This is a genomic window from uncultured Campylobacter sp., from assembly GCF_963517995.1.
In the GTDB taxonomy this organism is placed as follows: domain Bacteria; phylum Campylobacterota; class Campylobacteria; order Campylobacterales; family Campylobacteraceae; genus Campylobacter_A.
Genome location: NZ_CAUQHQ010000009.1, coordinates 24,733 through 38,126 on the forward strand (window position 1 = coordinate 24,733; position 13,394 = coordinate 38,126).

Annotated in this window: 12 protein-coding genes and 1 pseudogene; 7 read left to right on the forward strand and 6 right to left on the reverse strand. The window is 46.8% G+C overall.

Translation table 11 applies throughout. The features are described from left to right. Positions 1–16 precede the first annotated feature (16 nt). From ybaK to RYL88_RS02055, 3 genes are all read left to right on the forward strand, one after another. Entirely contained in the window at positions 17–490 is a 474-nt protein-coding gene (gene ybaK, locus RYL88_RS02045) for a Cys-tRNA(Pro) deacylase (protein ID WP_314988750.1), read from the forward strand. A 68-nt stretch (positions 491–558) separates the two neighbouring features. Then, on the forward strand, positions 559–1,959 hold the full coding sequence (locus RYL88_RS02050; RefSeq protein ID WP_314988751.1) for a phosphomannomutase/phosphoglucomutase: 1,401 nt from the start codon (positions 559–561) through the stop codon (positions 1,957–1,959). A gap of 2 nt (positions 1,960–1,961) precedes the next feature. Next, the gene (locus RYL88_RS02055) at positions 1,962–3,305 is read left to right on the forward strand and encodes a mannose-1-phosphate guanylyltransferase/mannose-6-phosphate isomerase (RefSeq protein ID WP_314988752.1); all 1,344 of its coding nucleotides are present in this window, start codon (positions 1,962–1,964) and stop codon (positions 3,303–3,305) included. Positions 3,306–4,069: 764 nt separating this feature from the next. Here RYL88_RS02055 and RYL88_RS02060 read toward each other — a convergent pair. The 3 genes from RYL88_RS02060 to radA all read right to left on the reverse strand — a co-directional run bounded on the left by RYL88_RS02060 (position 4,070) and on the right by radA (position 7,007). Continuing rightward, positions 4,070–5,020, reverse strand: coding sequence for an acyltransferase (locus RYL88_RS02060; protein ID WP_314988753.1), 951 nt, complete (start codon positions 5,018–5,020; stop codon positions 4,070–4,072). Positions 5,021–5,365: 345 nt separating this feature from the next. Beyond that, on the reverse strand, positions 5,366–5,620 hold the full coding sequence (locus RYL88_RS02065) for a hypothetical protein (RefSeq protein ID WP_314988754.1): 255 nt from the start codon (positions 5,618–5,620) through the stop codon (positions 5,366–5,368). A gap of 46 nt (positions 5,621–5,666) precedes the next feature. Beyond that, positions 5,667–7,007 carry a DNA repair protein RadA gene (gene radA, locus RYL88_RS02070; protein WP_314988755.1) on the reverse strand — a complete coding sequence of 447 codons (1,341 nt, stop codon included), beginning with the start codon at positions 7,005–7,007 and terminating at the stop codon, positions 5,667–5,669. Between the two features lie 174 nt (positions 7,008–7,181). On the opposite strand from radA, the gene brnQ reads away from it, so the two are divergent. The 4 genes from brnQ (at position 7,182) to RYL88_RS02090 (ending at position 11,080) form a co-directional block, all read left to right on the forward strand. Beyond that, a complete protein-coding gene (gene brnQ / locus RYL88_RS02075; RefSeq protein WP_314988756.1) occupies positions 7,182–8,513 on the forward strand; it encodes a branched-chain amino acid transport system II carrier protein in 1,332 nt (443 codons plus the stop codon). A 113-nt stretch (positions 8,514–8,626) separates the two neighbouring features. After that, positions 8,627–10,225, forward strand: coding sequence for a hypothetical protein (locus RYL88_RS02080; protein ID WP_314988757.1), 1,599 nt, complete (start codon positions 8,627–8,629; stop codon positions 10,223–10,225). A gap of 30 nt (positions 10,226–10,255) precedes the next feature. After that, the gene (locus RYL88_RS02085) at positions 10,256–10,393 is read left to right on the forward strand and encodes a hypothetical protein (protein ID WP_314988758.1); all 138 of its coding nucleotides are present in this window, start codon (positions 10,256–10,258) and stop codon (positions 10,391–10,393) included. A gap of 72 nt (positions 10,394–10,465) precedes the next feature. Then, entirely contained in the window at positions 10,466–11,080 is a 615-nt protein-coding gene (locus RYL88_RS02090) for a hypothetical protein (RefSeq protein ID WP_314988759.1), read from the forward strand. A gap of 507 nt (positions 11,081–11,587) precedes the next feature. Here RYL88_RS02090 and RYL88_RS02095 read toward each other — a convergent pair. The 3 genes and pseudogenes from RYL88_RS02095 to RYL88_RS02105 form a co-directional block, all read right to left on the reverse strand. Beyond that, positions 11,588–12,283 (reverse strand): suppressor of fused domain protein, encoded by a 696-nt coding sequence (locus tag RYL88_RS02095; RefSeq protein WP_314988760.1) that lies wholly within the window; start codon positions 12,281–12,283, stop codon positions 11,588–11,590. Positions 12,284–12,419: 136 nt separating this feature from the next. Then, complete coding sequence (gene ftsY / locus RYL88_RS02100; protein ID WP_314988761.1) at positions 12,420–13,289, reverse strand: signal recognition particle-docking protein FtsY; 870 nt, start codon at positions 13,287–13,289, stop codon at positions 12,420–12,422. Then, a pseudogene (locus tag RYL88_RS02105) lies at positions 13,289–13,394 on the reverse strand (TlpA family protein disulfide reductase); the annotation flags it as partial. The pseudogene RYL88_RS02105 and the gene ftsY, both read right to left, overlap by 1 nt.

Consider the following 13,394-nt stretch of genomic DNA (forward strand, 5'->3'; position numbering starts at 1 on the left):
AAAAAATGAGAAGGCAATGGTACATAAAACAAATGCCGCGAGGTTTCTAGACTGCAAACATATCTCCTACGAGTTAGTCGAATACGAAGTGGATGAAAGCGATCTGAGCGCCGTTCACGTAGCCGCCGTTTGCGGCGAGCAAATAGAAAAAATCTATAAAACCATCGTCTGCGAATGCGAGCCTAGAGGCTACGTCGTAGCGTGCATACAGGGCGATTTGAGCTTAAATTTAAAGGCTCTAGCTAGACTTAGCGGGCATAAAAAGTGCGAACTTTTAAATTTAAGAGAGCTTGAAAAAGTGACGGGCTACATCCGCGGCGGCTGCTCGCCCATAGCGATGAAAAAGGCCTTTGAGACGTTTTTTGACGAGAGGATTTTAAAACAAGACTACGTCTACGTAAGCGCCGGCGTGCGCGGAAAACAGATAAAAATCGCGCCCCAAAGCTTGATAGAAGCTATCAACGCAAAGCTCGGCGACGTCGCCGTTTAGTAAAATTTAACCCAAAAATGCTAAAATACGAGCGTCTTAAAACAAAATAAATTTAAAAAGGTAAAATTTTGATAGAAGAAATTTTTAGAGAATATGACATACGCGGGATTTTCGGGCAAGATCTAAACGAAACGAGCGTTAAAGCGATCGGGTTAAATTTGGGTCGAGAAATGCTACGTAGGGGCGCAAAAAACGTTAGCGTGGGGTATGATGCTAGGCTAAGCGCGGGCGAGATTTTCGGCTGGCTGGTTAGCGGGCTAAATTTAGCCGGGATCAAGGTCTATGCTATCGGCTTGCTACCGACGCCAGTCGGGTATTTTAGCGTGTTTACGGATAAATTTGATGCAAACGTAATGATAACCGGCTCTCATAATCCAAAAGAGTACAACGGCTTTAAAATCACGATTTTTAAGGATAGTTACTTCGGCGAGGATTTGCAAAAGTTAAAAGTCGCCGTGCTAGCAGACATCGCGGCAAAAACGCAAATTCCAGACGATCCAAGAGCTGAAAAATTCGACATCGCGACGCCTTATAAAAATTTTCTTATAGAGCAGTTTGCGCATTTAAAAGCTTTACCGCTTAAAATCGTTATCGACTGCGCAAACGGCGCGGTCGGAGCGGTTTTGCCCGAAATTTGCGAGGCGTTAAATTTAGACGCTAAAATTTTATACCGCGAACCCGACGGCAACTTCCCAAACCATCACCCAGACCCTAGCGAGGAGAAAAATTTAAGCGACCTAAAGGCCGCGCTCAAGGGCGAATTTGACATAGGATTTGGTTTTGACGGCGACGGCGACCGCATCGCTGTTCTAACCAAAAAACGCAACATAAAAGGCGACGAACTAGCCTATCTATATAGCCTTGCGATGAAAAATCCCAGGGTGCTGGGCGAGGTCAAATGCTCGCAAAATATGTACGACGAAATCGACGCCCATGGCGGCAAAAGCTTCATGGGTAAAACCGGACACAGTAATATCAAAAAGGCGATGAAGGAGCTAAATATCGACATGGCGGCCGAGGTGAGCGGGCATATTTTCTTTAAGGAGAGGTATTTCGGCTTTGACGATGCGACTTACGCGATGTTTCGCGCGCTAGAGCTTGTGGCTAAGGGCTTTAACCTAGACGGCGAGCTGGATAAATTGCCAAAGGTCTTTAGCACCGACGAGATAAAAATAAAAACGACCGACGCGCAAAAATTTAAGCTGGTTGCAAAGCTAAAAGAGGTTTTGGTTGAAATTTACGAGAAGGGCGACGCGCAAAATTTGCTAGCAGGCCTTGGCAAAATAGCTGAAATCATCGACATAGACGGCGTTAGAGTGAGATTTGAGGACGGCAGCTGGGCGCTGGTGCGAGCCTCAAATACGACGCCGGTTATCGTTACGAGATTTGAGACCAAGGATCAAAATTTGCTTGTAAAATTACAAGAAATATTTTTAAATTTGGTCGAAAATTTAAAGCAAAAGGCGTAAAAATGACAAACGTTATACTTTGCGGAGGTTCCGGTACAAGACTTTGGCCGCTATCTCGTACCCTGATGCCAAAGCAATTTATTAGGCTTTTTAACGGCAAATCACTCTTTGACCTTACGCTTAGACGCAACATGCACGCGCAAAAAACGATCATCGTTTGCAACGAGGCGCACTATTTTTTGGCGCTTGATGAGTGCGGAAGTAAAAAAATAGATAAATTTATCCTCGAGCCTTTCGGTAAAAACACTGCCGCGGCGATTACTTTTGCCGCGCTTTGCTGCGATGAGGACGAGATTTTGCTCGTTACTCCGAGCGACCATCTAATCGAGAACGAAGCGGAGTATAAAAAAGCGCTTTTGATCGCGCAAAGCTACGCAAGTCAGGGCTTTTTAGCGACGTTTGGCATAAAGCCTTGCGAGCCAAATACCGGCTACGGCTACATCAAAGCCGATAAAAACGGCGACGTGGAGCGGTTTATCGAAAAGCCTAATCTTGAAACCGCTACTAAATTTATAAAAGAGGGCGGATATTATTTTAACAGCGGTATGTTTTGTTTTAAGGCGGGCGTGTTTTTAAGCGAGATGAAAAAATACGCGCCAAGTATCGTAAAAGACGTTACGGCGGCGATAGAGGGTTCGGCAAACGAACCGAATTTGCTAAAAATTAGTCCGAATTTTATGGATAAGATCGAGGACATCAGCATCGATTATGCGCTAATGCAAAAAAGCCTAAATATCAAAATGGTGCCTCTTGATGCTGGTTGGAGCGATATGGGCAGCTTTGACGAGCTGAGTAAAAAGATAAAAAATATCGGCGAATCGCTACAAATCGACTCAAGCGAAAATTTCATCCTAACCAAAAAACCGACCGCACTCGTAGACGTGCAAAATTTGCTCGTAGTCGATACCAAAGACGCGCTTTTGATCGCCAAAAAAGGCAGTTCGCAAAAGGTAAAAGAGGTTTATAAACACTTTTCAAATTCATTTCCTGAAATTTGCGAAGCGCACACGAGCGTATACCGTCCGTGGGGCAGCTACGAGGTACTGGGCGAGGGTAGCGGCTACAAGATGAAAAAGATAGTGGTTAAACCCGGCAAAAGACTAAGCCTGCAAAAGCATTTTAAAAGAAACGAACACTGGGTCGTCGTCGAGGGCGAGGCGCTGGTGACGATAGACGGTAGCCAGATGCCGCTAAGGCAAAACGAGTCCATCTATATAAAAAAAGAGCAGATCCACCGCCTAGAAAATACCGCAAACACCGATCTTATCATCATCGAAGTACAAACGGGCGAGTATCTGGGCGAGGATGATATCGTACGCATCAGCGACGATTACGATAGAATGTAAACTTCGCGGATTTTAAACCGACTAGATACGTAGGCGCTTTTGCCTCGCGTAAAATTTGCCGATATTTGGGGCGATTTTGGTATTTCATCTTTGCTTGTCGTTTTAAATTTGACGGCTGGCAAAGGATTTAAAAAAATATTTGGCGGTACGGATTTTACGTAAAATTATCGTTTTTAAAGTAAATTTTAGGGGCTATTCGCCGTTTTTTGCGTCGGCGGGCGAGCCTTTATCTGCGGCTGCTAATAAAATTGGCTCTAACCCGCCGCGCAACACGGCAGATGACGCATCTGCGCGCTTAACCGCTTTAGACGGCCTACGCTGGCGTCAATATGCTAGATTGAGCGTGTTTAGAAGCTTTGTATTAAAGCGAGCAAGTCGGCATTTGCTAGATTTTCGTAAAATTTGCCTTAAAATCGCGGCGCATAAAAATAATCTTTAATAGCCTGTCGGACGTATTTAAATAAGGCGCTATTGCTTTAAATTTAGACCCGAGTAAATGTCCATAAACTTTAAAAGGCTTAAAATAACCGTCTAAAATACGATTTTGTTTGGCTCCAGCAGCCGCAAATCGCCGTCTAAGATATACCGCTGCTTAAGTAGCTTTTTGGCGTATTTCACGGCTTGCGACGTATTAAGGCAAATAACCATAAATTTAGGCTAGATAAAAAAGCGGTGCAATCCTTAATAAGCCGTCTATAAAAGCAAACAAAATTCACAAACTCTTGAATCTGCGACAACCTAAAATTCGGTCTAATTTTGGAAATTTAAACTCGTTTTTTAAATCTTATTTTGTTTATTTTTCGTTCGATTAGATAGAAATTAATCAATCCAAACGTAACCGAACCGCCCGTCACGAAGGCTAAATTTACGCCCCCCAGCCAAAATTCGCTAAGCCAAATAAAAAGAAAATGGCTGATAAAAATCGCGTATGAAAGCGAGCCTGCGATATCGTTAAATTTAAGCTTAAATTTAAACCTCTCATGCGCTAGTACGACCGCAGCTCCGACTAGATAGCCGGTCGCCGTCTCTACGCCAAAGGCGCTAAATTCGCGCGAGTAAAAAAGATAGCCTGCCAGCGCCGCTACCGCCGCGTAAAAAACGGCGAGCTTGCCAAACTCTTTTTGATAGATCAAAAACCCAGTGTAAAACATAAAAAATACGCCGCAAACAAGCCTATATCCGTAGATATCGGCATTTATAAAGCCCAAATTTGCCGCTGCATAAACGCCTAGCGAACCGGTAGCTAGCGCGTAGCCTAGCCTTCTAAATTTGATCGCTAGCACGAGCAGGGCGTAGGCCTGAAGCTCCGCTCCTAGCGACCATGCGGGAGGTATGATGAAATTTAGCCCCACGGGCGCGTCTATGACGGAAACATCAAGCCAAAAAAAGTAGTTTAGTGGCGCGATAAGCGCATTTAGGAGCAAGTTTTTTGCATTAAAATGCGGCTGCAGATACGACGTCGCGCAAAAAAATAGCACCGTCAGCGCAAACGCAAAGAAAAACGCGGGATAAATGCGTAAAAATCTATCTTTTATGAAGTAGCTCATTTGTGCGTTTTTCGGTGCGATTTTGATAAAGACCTTTGATGTGACGAGTCCTGCTAGGATATAAAAAATCACGACTGCAAAGACGCCTATGTTTTTGCCCGCCAGTCCTATACCGACGTGCGATAGTAGCACGAAATACGCTAAGATAAACCTAATATAACCAAACATTTTGTTCCTAGTTTTTGTTTTTTACGGCATTTTGCGGCTATGCCTAGCTGGATTTTTCGGCGCGATTTTTTCGCAAATTTCGCCGCTTTGCTCTTTTGGGCCGCGACTGTCGTAACCTGCTAAAAACGGCGCCTTTTGCCGAGCTTTATTGCGCAAAGGCGATTGCTGCCTTTTTTAGCCGGCTAGCTATGTAAAATTTGCCGCCCGTATTTATATTTTGCCAAGTCTGCATAAAATTTAAACGCCGAGTCTGCGCTTTTGCGTTTTGATTTTACCGTAAATTTGTGCGCTTTAGGCTTTCGTACCGGATTTAAATTTTGAAGCAAATTTAAAGCGGCGGCAAATTTAAAAATCTCCACCGTCGCCGAATTTAACGCCAACGCCTAAAATTTTACAAACGAGGTCTAAGATTTCTAAATTCACCTCGCTCGCGTATTCGTCGATAACCTTAAAAACCTCTTGCCTGACGTCCAAATCGTTATCCGCATGAGCCGCTACATAGGTCTCCTCGGCGATTTTAGCTAGCGTAAATGTATCGATATCTTTTTGTCTCATCGCTGTTTTTAGCGATTTTGAGAGCTTCCATTTTAGATTTTCCATATTTTTCCTTTTGCGTTTTTGCGGCGCGGGTTTTGGCTGCTAAATTTTACATCCACTCCAAAACCTGCGTGATATCACCTGCAACGAAGCACTTTAGCCCCTGCGCATCAAGCGGCTTAGACGGCACTATCGCGTTTTTAAATTTCTGCGTTTTGGCTTCTTTTAGGCGCTGATCGAGGTTAAATATCTCGCGAATCTCGCCGTTTAGGCTAAGCTCGCCCATAAATACGCTCTCTTTGCTGATCGGACGGTTTTTAAAGCTGGAGATGATCGCCGCGACTACGGCTAGATCGGCCGCCGTTTCGCCGATCTTGACGCCGCCGCTTACGTTTATAAAAACATCGTAGTGACCCAGCGGGATCTCTAGCTTGCGCTCAAGCAGCGCTAGTAGCATATCTAGGCGGTTTTTGTCAAAACCCGTGGAGCTGCGCTTAGGATACGCGCTCTCGCACACGAGTGCCTGGATCTCGACGCTAAGCGCGCGCGAGCCCTCCATCGTGATAGTGATCGCCGAGCCGCTAGTTGCCTTGCCTCGCGTGAAAAATTTACCCGCGACGTCATTGGCGCTGATGAGTCCGTTTTCGCTCATCTCGAAAATCCCCACTTCGCTAGTCGAGCCGAAGCGGTTTTTAAAACCCCGCAGCATACGCAGCTCGCGGCTGGAGTCTCCCTCGAAATAAAGCACCACGTCCACCATATGCTCCAGGATGCGCGGCCCCGCGATCGAGCCATCTTTCGTGATATGCCCGATGATAAAGACGCATATGTTTTCGTTTTTGGCTAGGCGCATGAGCTCGAAGGTGATCTCGCGCACCTGCGATACGGAGCCCGGTGCCGAGGCAATTTTTTCGCTATAAAGGGTCTGTATGGAGTCGATGACGAGGATTTTATACTCGTTTTTGCGCACTTCTGCGAGGATATTTTCGAGTAAAATTTCCGTGAGCAAAAACAGCCCGTTTTTGACCGCGTCTAGGCGCTGGGCGCGCATTTTGATCTGGCTTGCGCTCTCTTCGCCGCTCACGTATAGCGTCTTTTTACCTTGGGCGGCGAAATTTGACGCGATTTTTAGTAGCAACGTACTTTTACCGATGCCTGGGCTTCCGCCGATCAGCACCAGCGAGCCCTCCACGACGCCGCCGCCAAGGACTAGGTCTAGTTCGCTATTTTGCGTGCTAATGCGCGTGATTTTTTCTATTTCAACCTCGCTGATTTGCTTTGCAAGGCTTGGTTTTGCGGTGCTTTTTGAGATCTCTTTTAGCGTCTCGATTTGCTGCGTGTTTAGTTCTAAAAAGCTATCCCAAGCCCCGCACTGAGGGCATTTGCCGACCCATTTGCTCTGCTGATTGCCGCAGGCTTGACACTCAAATACGGTTTTAGTTTTCGCCATTTTTTTCCTTTGCGCGATTATACTTTAAAATGTTTAAATTTTACTCCGGCTGCGTTGTTAAATTTCAAATCGAAACACACAAGCGCGAAAAATCGGCGAATTTAACCAAAATCAACGAAAATTCAACTTCATCCAAATACAATCTGTCAAATTTAAATCCGAAACGGAGCAAAAATGAAACAAAATCTTAGCAGAAATCAGTTTTTAGTCATCTCGCTCACGCTTTTTGCGATGTTTTTCGGCGCGGGGAACTTCATCTTTCCGCCGAATTTGGGGCGAGAAGCTGGGCAGAATTTTTACGTCGCGATCATGTTTTTTTGCGCCACGGCGGTGCTTTTGCCGGTGCTTGGCGTAGCAGCCATCGCTAGAGCAAAAGGGCTTCAAAGCCTAGTGCGCCGTATAGACCCCGTGTTTGCGGTGCTTTTTACCGCGCGTTTATACCTTACGATCGGGCCGCTTTTTGCGATACCTCGCGCGGCAAACATGCCCTTTGATATCGCGGTTAAGCCTTTTATCGCGCACGAAAATTTGCAAATTTGGCTGTTTTTTTACTCGGCGGCGTATTTTGCGTTAAATTATTACGTCTGTATGAATCCGTCAAAACTAGTCGATCTACTCGGCAAATACCTCACTCCGCTGCTTTTGGCGCTCATTTTGCTGCTTTTTGGGGCGGGATTTTTCTTCCCGATAGGCGAATTTGCCGCTCCTAGCGGAGAGTACGCGCAACACGCCGCAGCCAAGGGCTTTGTCGAGGGCTATCAGACGATGGACGCGCTAGCGTCGCTTGCCTTTGGTATCATCGTGATAAACGCTATCAGAACCGTGGGCGTAAAAGACGAGCGTCACTTGGTTTCATCGACGATAAAAGCGGGCATGACGGCGGGCGTGATTTTGATGGCGATTTATTTGATGCTAGGCTACCTCGGGGCTACGTCGGCGGAGCTTTTTAAAGACGCGCCGCAGATAAACGGAGCCGAGCTACTATCGCGCATTAGCGGCTATTATTTCGGTAAGGCTGGCGTTTTGGTGCTAGGTTCGGCGTTTTTTCTAGCGTGCATCACGACGACGCTGGGTCTTATCAGCTCTGCTAGCGAGTACTTCGAGGAGCTAACGGACGGGCGCGTCAAATATAAAATTTGGGTTGCGGCGTGGTGCTTGATCGGCTTTGGCGTGGCGAATTTCGGCCTAACTACTATCATCAAGGGCTCGATCCCGGTACTCGTAGCCATCTATCCGGTCGCTATTATGCTTATCATCCTCTCGCTTATCAATCCGCTAATAGACTCCAGCAAGCTGGTTTACCGCAGCTGCGTTTACGTTTGCGTGGTCGTGGGGACCATAAACGGCCTTGATATCGTCGGCGTTTCCGTACCGCTAGTTACCAGCCTCGTTAAGAAAATGCCGTTTTACGACTCTATGCTTGGCTGGATAGTGCCTAGCGCGGTAGCGTTTGCGGCGACGTATATCCTTCATCTCGTGCTTGAAAAGAGAGAAAATACTTTTTAACTACTATTAGCAAGGCGCCAAATTCGCATAAACGGCGCCTTGCGTCAAATTTACCCGGCCAAAAATTTAAAATTTCGGCTAAATTTTCGCAAAAATTTAAAAAAGGAAACGATATGAGCAAACAAGACGAGGCGCTGGCGTTAGCGCGGGATTTTGAGCGAGAGGGCTTTGGCGCGTCTGATTTATACGAGCGGTTTTGGCGGCTAGAGGGCGACGAGGCGGCGTATTTTACGCTAGCTGATAGCTTACTGCGCGGGCAACGAGAGAGCGGCGCGCTACTAGATGACGCTATGAGCTACGTTAGCAAAGAGGATTTTAGGGCTTTGGTCTCTACGGCGATGGAGATTTTGCGCGAGGAGGGCGGGGCTAAAAACGAGGCGCAAAGAGATAAAAAACAAGCAAATAAAAATAGCGCGCGACAAATAAACGCCCAGGGTGTTATCGCCGTAGCAAGCCTAGAGTTTGCGCCGCTTTTGCACCCGTTTCTTAGCGATATTTTTAGCTTGCGGCCAAACGACGGGACATACTATGAGTGCTATCCATGGCGCGAGCTGGACTACGAGAGCTCGCAGATCTGGCGCGAGAGGCTAGCTAGCGCGCAAACTAGCACGGACGATAAACGAAGGATTTTTGAGTGCTTGCTGCAAACAAGACAGCCGCAAAACGTAAAATTTGCCTGCGAGACTGCGGCGGCGGAGAAGTTTTTGAAGCATAAAGGCAGCCTTAGCGAGCATCTGGGCTACTATTTGGAGGACGTAGGCTTTACGCTTGAGAGGGTTAAATTTACGGGAGGCGCAAACGGCGCGGAGCCGGTGTATGAAAATTTAAGCCAAACGCAAGGCGTCCTAAATGACGTCAAATTTAACGCTAACAATCTAAATTCGCAAGCGGATGAAAATTTAAACGACCGCAAATCCGGCAAAAACGCTCCGCGCGAAGAAAGCCAAGTTCAAAAAGCGCAAGCTAGCGATGAAATAAGTATCGACGGCGAAGCGTTTAGACTAAAAAGATACTGCGGCGAGCGCGCGTATCACATTGCGTTTAGGCAGGGGTATTTCGGTGAGCCGTTTGCCGCTCATCAGGCTAAAAATCACCCGACTTGGGGACTATGGACCGACGAAGCGAAAAAAGGCAAAAACGAGGAAGCTGCGGAAGCAAATTTGGGCGAGACGAAGTATAAAATCGGCGGAGTTTTAGACGAGCCTTGCGCGGACGAGGAAAATCCGCTCTTTCATCTCATCACGCTTGATCCGGTGCCTCGCGAGCTGCCGGTGCGCTCGCTGCCTAGCCTAACCCTAGCCGCGCACGTTAGAGAGATAAACGAGGGCGAGACTGCGTTTTACGAACACGACCGGCTGGGCAAGCCAAAGCGTATCGGCGAGAGGTCGCAGATAGAGTACGTAGACGACGAGCCGGCGCGCCAGGACATGGTGCGTCTGCGCGTAGCGCCTAAACGCTGGCGCAAGCAGGACTGGGCGCTATCAAACGGCAGGCAAAATCTATCTCGCATAGGCGGCGAGCCGTCGTGGATACAGGGCGCGCAGGTGCCGACGTGTCCGATATGCGGCGAGAAAATGGAGTTTTTGATGCAGCTAGATAGCGGGCTTCCTAGCGGCGAGGACGGGGAGCTGCTTTTTGGCAGCGGCGGGATACTTTACGTATTTTGGTGCGAGAAGTCGCGGGTTAGCGCGTTTTTTATGCAGTGCACGTGAGGCGGTTAGATCGCGCGTTTGCAGAGCTAAATGTTAGAATTAACTTATGCGGCTTGGCTTATAAGAGTAAAATTTGACTACGCCGCCAAGCCTTTTGGCGCAGCGCAAATTTGCCGTATTTTTGATGATAAATTTAAGGCTAAAAACAGTCTAAATTTACGCGGCTAATTAAAAGCAAAAGCCGCTCTAGCGCACCCCGGCAAAGCCGTTTTTGGATAAATTTAAACAAAAAGGATAACGATGAACCTACATTTAGATAAGATAGAACCTTTTTGCGCTACCGATACACAAAAAGAGCTTTTAAAGAAGATAAAAAAGATACAAAAATTTCGCATTAGACGATTTAGCGATAGTTATTTGCTAGAGGGCTTGCTGTTTAGTTTTTACGTCGAGGAGAAATTTGAACCCGTAATGCTTTACTACGATGAGATAATTAGCCTGCCTTTTGACGAAAGCTTTCCTTTGTGGGATGATTTTTGGGATTTTTTGTCTATTTTTTATATCAATCCGCTATGTACGCAAGCGCAAAAAGAGGCGATTTTTGCGCTCTACGAAGAGGTCTCGCGCCATAAGGTATCAGCCGAGTTTGCGGATGCGCAGCTTCTTTTTACAGACTTTTTTAAAAATATCCTTTCTTTAAAAGCGGTCAAAGAGCGCGAAAAAACCTTGCAAAGAGCGCTAAAAGATAACGACTTGCAGCTTGAGTTTGCTATGCGTATGAGCCTGGTGCTATACCCTACGCGAGTAATCATCGCAAATAACGGCGAAAACAAAGCCCTAGAGGAGCAAATGCAAGCTACGGTAGACGAGCAGACTGCGGTTCTGCGCTCGGGCAAATTTGCAAAATACATATAAAAACGAAAGGAGAAAAAAACTAAAATCAAATTTGATCCGCGTGCTGCGTCTTTGGCGACCGTGCCGACCGTAATTTAAATTTAAAAAAGGAAATAAGCGGTTTTACATTTTCGAGATTTGCTTAAAATAGAGCAAAATCTAACGGCAAAATTTGCGCTTAGCTCGCGCGGTAGCAGAGCAAGTTTATAAAAAGCATAAATCTTTTGTAAAAGAGCGCGTAAATTTAACTCTTTAAAATGCTAAATGTGGTTTTTTAGATACCCTAAATAAACTCGGCAGAAAATTTGCATTTTAAAATTTGCGCCGCGGCTAATTTTAGCAAGACTTTGCGGCAGTCTAGCGCGTGCTAAATTTTGCGGAACGTTAAAATCAGCTTTAAACTTATGCGGTTTTTGGGCTACTAGGAGTCGGCGCCGGGTTAAATTTAACCGCCGTAAACCTTGATAAAAGCTTTTACTTAAATTTAAGCGCTTATTTTGAGCGGGCTTACGGCTTGGTTAAATTTACTTACGCATACTCTTTTTCGCGCTTTAGGTCTGTGATTAGCAGAGGATTGTCCTTGCGCATCATTTCTATGAGCCGTTCTACGCGTTGCGTAGTCGGATCCTCGCGTAGCCAGTCCAGCTCGCGCTGCGTGATACCCACCATCTGGAGAAATTCTACTCTGCCGTTTGGCGTGTCTATGCCGCCAAGCACCGGATCGGGCGCGAAGGCTACGCCTACTAGCTTTGTACTCGTATCAAGACGTATCGGCGAATTTGCCGGCATGAAATGATATGTCTCAAACCATTTTTTGCTTGTGTGGACGTATTTAGCGAGGTTTTGCATGACGGATATAACCCAAAAAGGCTCGTTTGGAGCTACGCCGCTGTCGCCAAGATCCGAGTCCGGATCGTCCGCAAACGGTGCGACGCGCATGCTAAACTCAAATCCCCATCCGCTAAATTCTTCTTGCGCGCTTTGCGGATCGTAGTAAAGCTCGCTCATGCCAAAGCTCACGATATGGCGATGAAACGCGCTATCCTCGCAGTCAAAGATACTAACGCCCGCTAAATAATCATCGCCGCCCAGACTCGCATGTAGCTGCGACGGATAGTGGCGCTCGTTTGCGGGGCCGTAGATTTTTTCCAGCGCGTCGTTTATCGCGTCCCAGCCCGGCACATAGTCCTCTTCAAACATAGCTTCATACTCTTGCGTCGTCATTTTTATTTCCTTTTTAGTAAATTGCATTAAGCGCGGGCATTATATATAAATTTCGTAAATTCGGGGGGGGTAAATAAATGTAAAATAAACAGGCTACAAATGCAAGCGAATAAAATATAAAATTTACGCCTTCGATTTAGGCGTAAATTTCATCCACGATAGTATCTACGAAATCATGAGGGTCAAATTTGACTAGATCGTTCATCGTCTCGCCGGTGCCGATGTAGAGTATCGGCAGTTCCAGCTCGCGCGCGACGCCAAAAAGCGCTCCGCCCTTTGGCGTGCCGTCAAGCTTGGTGATGATGACACCGTCAAGCTTCACGATGTCGTTAAAGGCCTTTGCCTGCGCTAGACCGGCGTTGCCCTGCGTGCCGTCTAGGATGAGGATCTTGCGGTGCGGTGCGCCTGCGTAGGCTCTGTCTGCGATGCGCACGATCTTGCTTAGCTCGTTAGCTAAATTCGTTTGATTTTGCAGGCGGCCTGCGGTATCTAGGATGACGTTGTCTAGGTTTTTAGCCACGGCCGAGTTTATCGCGTCAAAGGCGACCGCGGACGGATCGTGACCTTGTTGCGTAGCGACGATAGGCACGCCCGTTCTCTGCGCCCACTGACGTAGCTGCTCGATGGCTCCTGCTCTAAACGTATCGCAAGCGCCCAAAATAACTCTTTTGCCTTCGTTTTTATATAAATTCGCAAGCTTTGCGATCGTGGTCGTCTTGCCTGCACCGTTTACGCCCAAGATGAGTTCCACGAAAGGCTTTGCGCTTTTTACTTCGCGCTCGTTTTCGTATATGAAGTAGGTATTTAAAAGCCGCTTTAGGTCGTCTTTTTTGACCTCGTTTTGCGGCGGCAGATAGTAGAGGACCTCCTCGACGATCTCGTAGGCGATGTCGGCTTCGAGCAAGATCTCTTCTAGAATTTCCTTTGAGATTTTTTTATCGGCGGGCTTTGACGAGCGTATCGCCGTTAGCGTCTTATCAAGCCCCTTTTTTAAAAAACCAAACATCAGTCGATCACCTTATTTATATCGCTTTCTAGCATCTCTTCGGGCACGAGACCGACGTAGTGCGTAGCGTATTCGCCGTTTGGTTTATAAAGCACTATGTAGGGT

Coding starts and splice junctions, on each gene's coding strand:
- radA (WP_314988755.1), bottom strand. CDS start 7,007: ATGGCGAAAACTAAAACCGTATTTGAGTGTCAAGCCTGCGGCAATCAG.
- ybaK (WP_314988750.1), top strand. CDS start 17: ATGGTACATAAAACAAATGCCGCGAGGTTTCTAGACTGCAAACATATC.
- RYL88_RS02085 (WP_314988758.1), top strand. CDS start 10,256: ATGTTAGAATTAACTTATGCGGCTTGGCTTATAAGAGTAAAATTTGAC.
- brnQ (WP_314988756.1), top strand. CDS start 7,182: ATGAAACAAAATCTTAGCAGAAATCAGTTTTTAGTCATCTCGCTCACG.
- RYL88_RS02090 (WP_314988759.1), top strand. CDS start 10,466: ATGAACCTACATTTAGATAAGATAGAACCTTTTTGCGCTACCGATACA.
- RYL88_RS02095 (WP_314988760.1), bottom strand. CDS start 12,283: ATGACGACGCAAGAGTATGAAGCTATGTTTGAAGAGGACTATGTGCCG.
- RYL88_RS02065 (WP_314988754.1), bottom strand. CDS start 5,620: ATGGAAAATCTAAAATGGAAGCTCTCAAAATCGCTAAAAACAGCGATG.
- RYL88_RS02080 (WP_314988757.1), top strand. CDS start 8,627: ATGAGCAAACAAGACGAGGCGCTGGCGTTAGCGCGGGATTTTGAGCGA.
- ftsY (WP_314988761.1), bottom strand. CDS start 13,289: ATGTTTGGTTTTTTAAAAAAGGGGCTTGATAAGACGCTAACGGCGATA.
- RYL88_RS02060 (WP_314988753.1), bottom strand. CDS start 5,020: ATGTTTGGTTATATTAGGTTTATCTTAGCGTATTTCGTGCTACTATCG.
- RYL88_RS02055 (WP_314988752.1), top strand. CDS start 1,962: ATGACAAACGTTATACTTTGCGGAGGTTCCGGTACAAGACTTTGGCCG.